This window comes from Streptomyces sp. NPDC059456, assembly GCF_042750055.1.
Taxonomy (GTDB): Bacteria; Actinomycetota; Actinomycetes; order Streptomycetales; family Streptomycetaceae; genus Streptomyces.
Genome location: NZ_JBHYVA010000622.1, coordinates 1 through 5,117, shown reverse-complemented (window position 1 = coordinate 5,117; position 5,117 = coordinate 1). Strand labels below are relative to the sequence as shown.

At 69.8% G+C, this 5,117-nt stretch carries 4 protein-coding genes; 3 read left to right on the top strand and 1 reads right to left on the bottom strand.

Annotated elements, in window-relative coordinates:
- Positions 1-63 precede the first annotated feature (63 nt).
- A complete protein-coding gene (locus ACFXA3_RS34920) occupies positions 64-1,518 on the bottom strand; it encodes an MFS transporter (protein WP_385193748.1) in 1,455 nt (484 codons plus the stop codon).
- Between the two features lie 139 nt (positions 1,519-1,657).
- On the opposite strand from ACFXA3_RS34920, the gene ACFXA3_RS34915 reads away from it, so the two are divergent.
- From ACFXA3_RS34915 to ACFXA3_RS34905, 3 genes are all read left to right on the top strand, one after another.
- Complete coding sequence (locus ACFXA3_RS34915) at positions 1,658-2,479, top strand: helix-turn-helix transcriptional regulator (RefSeq protein WP_385193750.1); 822 nt, start codon at positions 1,658-1,660, stop codon at positions 2,477-2,479.
- 155 nt (positions 2,480-2,634) lie between these two features.
- On the top strand, positions 2,635-4,080 hold the full coding sequence (locus ACFXA3_RS34910; RefSeq protein ID WP_385193745.1) for a glyceraldehyde-3-phosphate dehydrogenase: 1,446 nt from the start codon (positions 2,635-2,637) through the stop codon (positions 4,078-4,080).
- A 138-nt stretch (positions 4,081-4,218) separates the two neighbouring features.
- Entirely contained in the window at positions 4,219-4,950 is a 732-nt protein-coding gene (locus ACFXA3_RS34905) for a hypothetical protein (RefSeq protein ID WP_385193743.1), read from the top strand.
- Positions 4,951-5,117: the final 167 nt, after the last annotated feature.

Below are 5,117 nucleotides of genomic sequence, written 5' to 3'. Positions count from 1 at the left end.
GGGGACACCCCCGCTTCCGGTCCCCGGTCCCGATCCCGGTGCCGATGCCGGTGCCGGTGCCGCTCAGGCCTTCTTCACCCCGCGGACGCCCAGACCGGCGCCCACCAGGACGGCCGCCGCGACCACGATCGCCGCGTCGATCGCCAGGACCGTGCGGACGCCGCCGAAGAGCGAGGCCTGGGTGGTGGCGAGGACCCCGAGCAGCGGGATCCCGATGGTCAGGCCGACCTGCTGCGTCGTGGTGACGAGGCCGGTGGCCAGACCCTGCTCCGCGTCGGGCACGCCGCTCGTGACGGTCAGCCCGTACGAGATGATCGCGCCGAGGTGGCACATGCTGGCCAGCGAGACGGCGACGGTGGCGACCAGCGCGCCGGACCCGGCGCCCACCGCCAGCAGTGCGGCGGTGAACACGCCCTGGCCGAGCAGCGAGCCGACCAGCGTGCGCCGGGCCCCGAAGCGGCCGATGACCTTGGATGCGTACGAGCCGGCGAAGGCGGAGGCGACGCCCTGGACGCCGAAGACCAGTCCGGTCCGGAAGGAGGACAGGCCCAGCGTCTCCTGGAGGTACAGGGTCAGCACGAAGACGACCGTCGACATCATCGAGAAGGTGATCAGTCCGCCGGCGTTGCCCCAGGCGACCGTGCGGCGCCGCAGCATCGGCAGCGAGACGAGCGGGGCCGGGGTCCGCGACTCCACCACGGCGAAGGCGGCGAGCAGGAGCAGTCCGGCCACGAGCGTGCCCAGGACGTCCGCGCCGCCGAAGCCGCGCTGGGCCGCCGTGGACAGGGAGTAGATCAGCGCGAGCAGGCCGCCGGTGACGGTGACGGCGCCCGGTACGTCCAGGCGCGGCCGCTCGGGGGTACGCGACTCGGGCAGCAGCCGGGGGGCGAGGGCGAGGACGAGCACCGCGGTGACCGAGAGCAGGCCCATCGTGGAGCGCCAGCCGAGGGTGTCCGTCATGACGCCGCCGAGGACCATGCCGATGGTGAAGCCGAGGGAGAGCAGGGTGCCGGAGATGCCGATCGCCCTGTCGCGCAGCGGGCCTTCGGGGAACGTGGTGGTCAGCAGGGACATGCCGGTCGGCACGATGACGGCCGCGCCGAGGCCCTGCAGGGCGCGTCCGGCCAGGAACGACGCCGGGTCCCAGGCCAGGGTGGCCAGCAGCGAGGCGGCGCCGAAGAGCGTGAGGCCGGTCAGGAACAGCTTCTTGCGCCCGTACAGGTCGGCGATGCGGCCGAAGAGGAGGAGGAAGCCGCCGGAGGGGAGGGCGAAGGCGGTGACCGCCCACTGGAGGGCGGAGCGGCTCAGGCCCAGGTCCTTGCCGAGCACCGGCAGGGCCACGTTCAGCACGGAGAAGTCGAGCGCCACCATGAACTGGGCGGCGCAGAGCACGAAGAGGACCAGCTTGGCGCGCCCGGTGAGCCGGTCGGGCGCCGGGGCCGGGCCGCGGGATCCGCTCGTGGGGGCGGCTGCCGCCGTCGCGGTCGGTGTGGTCGGGGTGGGGGTGTCGATTGCCATGGCCACAGCCTCGTGGCCCGGGAATGCCCGTGGAGAGTGGGAACTTATCCTGTTGGTGGCACCACCAGGCAGCCGACAGGGGGATTGAGTGGCTACACCGATCGACAAGCACCGCCGTTCAGAACTGCGGGAGTTCCTGATGAGCAGGCGGGCGCGGGTCACTCCCGGCGAGGCCGGCCTGCCCGACGGCGGAGCCCGCCGGCGCACGCCGGGCCTGCGCCGGGAGGAGGTCGCCGTGCTCTCGGGCGTCGGGGTGTCCTGGTACCAATGGCTGGAACAGGGCCGCGACATCACGGTGTCCCCGCAGGTGCTCGACTCGGTGGGCCGGGTGCTCAAGCTGTCCAGCGCCGAGCGGCGGCACCTGTACGTCCTCGCGGGCCTCAACCCGCCCGCCCTCGAAGTGGCGCCCGCCGACCGGGACATGTGCCAGGGCCTGAAGCGGCTGATCGACGCCTGGATGCCGTTCCCCGCGCACATCATGGACGTGTACTGGAACACCGTGCTGTACAACGACGCGGCCGCGCTGGTCCTCGGGATGCGCCCGGAGATCGTGCAGAACTGCCTGATCGCGTTCTTCACCGACCCGATCTACCGGGCCCGTTCCAAGCACTGGGAGGAGATCGCCTGCAACGTCGTCGCCCAGTACCGGGCGGCGTACTCGGAGTGGCCCGACGACGAGGGGTTCCGGGCCGTCATCGAGGAGGCGCGGGAGCTCAGCCCGGAGTTCGCCGAGCTGTGGGACCGGCGCGACGTCCGGCCCGGCGGCCAGGTGAAGAAGGAGCTGGAGCACCCGGTGGTGGGCACGCTGTACGTCGAATCGACCCAGCTGCGCGTGCCGGCCCGGCCCGACCTGTCGATCGTGCTGCACACCCCGGTGCCCTCCACCGACACCGCGGAGCGGCTGGAGTGGCTGACGTCGCCCGAGGGGCGGCGCGGAGCGATGTACCCGATCGCCGGCTGAGCCGTTTGCTCCTGCGCGAGCCGACGCCTCTCGGAGGATCACACAAGAGCATATGGGGCACAGTGGCGCACATCACCACTTCAGCAGTCCCCCTTGAGTGACCAAAGGGGCGTGGGGTTAGCATGTGAGCGCCGCCTAGCTCGAAAGATAAACCTGTGACTGTCAATGACGACTCGTTCACCAATTGGAAGAACCGCGAGGAGATCGCGGAGTCGATGATCCCGATCATCGGGAAGCTGCACCGGGAGCAGGACGTCACGATCCTGCTCCACAGCCGCTCCTTGGTGAACAAGTCGGTGGTCAGCATCCTGAAGACCCACCGATTCGCCCGGCAGATAGCCGGCGGGGAACTCTCCGTCACCGAGACGCTGCCCTTCCTCCAGGCGCTCACCACCCTGGACCTCGGCCCGTCCCAGATCGACATCGGCATGCTCGCCACCACCTACAAGGCCGACGACCGCGGCCTGTCGGTGGAGGAGTTCACCGCCCAGGCCGTCGCCGGCGCCACGGGTGCCAACAAGATCGAGCGCGGCGCCGGCCGTGACGTCGTCCTGTACGGCTTCGGCCGCATCGGCCGCCTGGTCGCCCGCCTGCTGATCGAGAAGGCCGGTTCCGGCAACGGGCTGCGCCTGCGCGCCATCGTCGTCCGCGGCGGCGGTGAGGCGGACCTCGTCAAGCGCGCCTCGCTGCTGCGCCGCGACTCGATCCACGGCCAGTTCAACGGCACGATCACCGTCGACGAGGCGAACAGCACGATCATCGCCAACGGCAACTCCATCAAGGTGATCTACGCCAACGACCCCTCCGAGGTCGACTACACGGCGTACGGCATCAAGGACGCCATCCTCATCGACAACACCGGCAAGTGGCGCGACCGCGAGGGCCTCTCCAAGCACCTGCGCCCCGGTATCGACAAGGTCGTCCTGACCGCCCCGGGCAAGGGCGACGTCCCGAACATCGTCCACGGCGTCAACCACGACACGATCAAGCCGGACGAGCAGATCCTGTCCTGCGCGTCCTGCACCACCAACGCGATCGTCCCGCCGCTGAAGGCCATGGACGACGAGTACGGCGTCCTGCGCGGTCACGTGGAGACCGTCCACTCGTTCACGAACGACCAGAACCTGCTGGACAACTACCACAAGGCCGACCGCCGCGGCCGCTCCGCGCCGCTCAACATGGTCATCACCGAGACCGGTGCCGCCTCCGCCGTCGCCAAGGCGCTGCCGGACCTCAAGGCCCCGATCACCGGCAGCTCGATCCGCGTCCCCGTCCCGGACGTCTCGATCGCCATCCTGAGCCTGCGCCTGGGCCGTGAGACCACCCGCGACGAGGTCCTCGACTACCTCCGCCACGTCTCGCTGAACTCGCCGCTGAAGCGCCAGATCGACTTCACCACGGCTCCCGACGCCGTCTCCATGGACTTCGTCGGGTCGCGCCACGCCTCGATCGTCGACGCCGGCGCCACCAAGGTCGACGGCGACAACGCGATCCTCTACCTCTGGTACGACAACGAGTTCGGCTACTCGTGCCAGGTCATCCGGGTCGTCCAGCACGTCTCCGGCGTCGAGTACCCGACGTACCCGTCCCCGGCGGTCTGATCCCGTCACCGACGCGTCGCACCCACGGCCCGTTCCACCGCCCTTCCGGGGCGGCGGAACGGGCCGCGCGCGTTCCCGCCCGGCAGGTCCCCGAAAAACCTGATGTGTACCGGACGGGCGTGCTGTTAGTTTCCTCGTGTGCCGAAGTTGAATCAGATCATCGCAGTGGAGAAGGGCGTCAAGTCCAAGTCCCTCCAGGAACTGACCCAAGCCCACCAGGACGTCCAGAAGCCCGCGTTGCTCGCCGGCATCTCGCGGACGTACCAGCCCAAGGACGAGGAGGGCGAGCAACTGCCGCCCGAGTCCACGCGGGTGCAGGTCAAGGCGGAGGACGTGCTGCGCGCGACGGCGGGTACGCTGACGCGGCTGTTCGACGTGACGGCGACGAAGGACTGGGCGAACCGCACGGCGGCCGCGGACGTCGTCGTCGACGGAACCGTCCTGCTGGCCCACGTACCGGTCCCCTACCTGCTGTTCCTCGAGAAGCAGCTCACGGACCTGCACACGTTCGTCCGCAAGCTCCCCGTGCTCGACGCGTCGGAGGCCTGGAACCTCGACCCGTCGACCGACGCGTGGAAGACCGACCCGGTCCGCACGATCCGCACCAAGAAGGTGCCGCGCAACCACGTGAAGGCCGAGGCCACGGAGAAGCACCCGGCCCAGGTCGAGGTGTACTACGAGGACGTTCCCGTCGGTTACTGGACGACGGTGAAGTTCTCCGGCGCGCTGCCGGCCCGCCGGGTCAACGAGCTCCTCGACCGCGTCGAAAAGCTCCAGCAGGCCGTCAAGTTCGCCCGCGAGGAAGCCAACGGCGCCGAGGTCACCGACCAGCGCGTCGGGGACGCGGTGTTCGGCTACCTGTTCCGGTAACCTCCAGATCGCCCCTTGTGCGAGCGAGGGGGTGCGCGCGGGAGCGCGCAAAAGCTGAAACTGATGTTGAAGCTGACCAAGGGGTGTCAGTTGGGGGTTCGAATCCCTCCCCCGGCACACGTGCCGGGGTGGCCCAAGCCGGTAGAGGCGGCCCCGTGTAACTCAGA

What these genes read in the sequence shown, in the direction of transcription:
- ACFXA3_RS34915 (WP_385193750.1), top strand. Translation starts at nt 1,658, where the DNA reads ATGAGCAGGCGGGCGCGGGTCACTCCCGGCGAGGCCGGCCTGCCCGAC.
- ACFXA3_RS34920 (WP_385193748.1), bottom strand. Translation starts at nt 1,518, where the DNA reads ATGGCAATCGACACCCCCACCCCGACCACACCGACCGCGACGGCGGCA.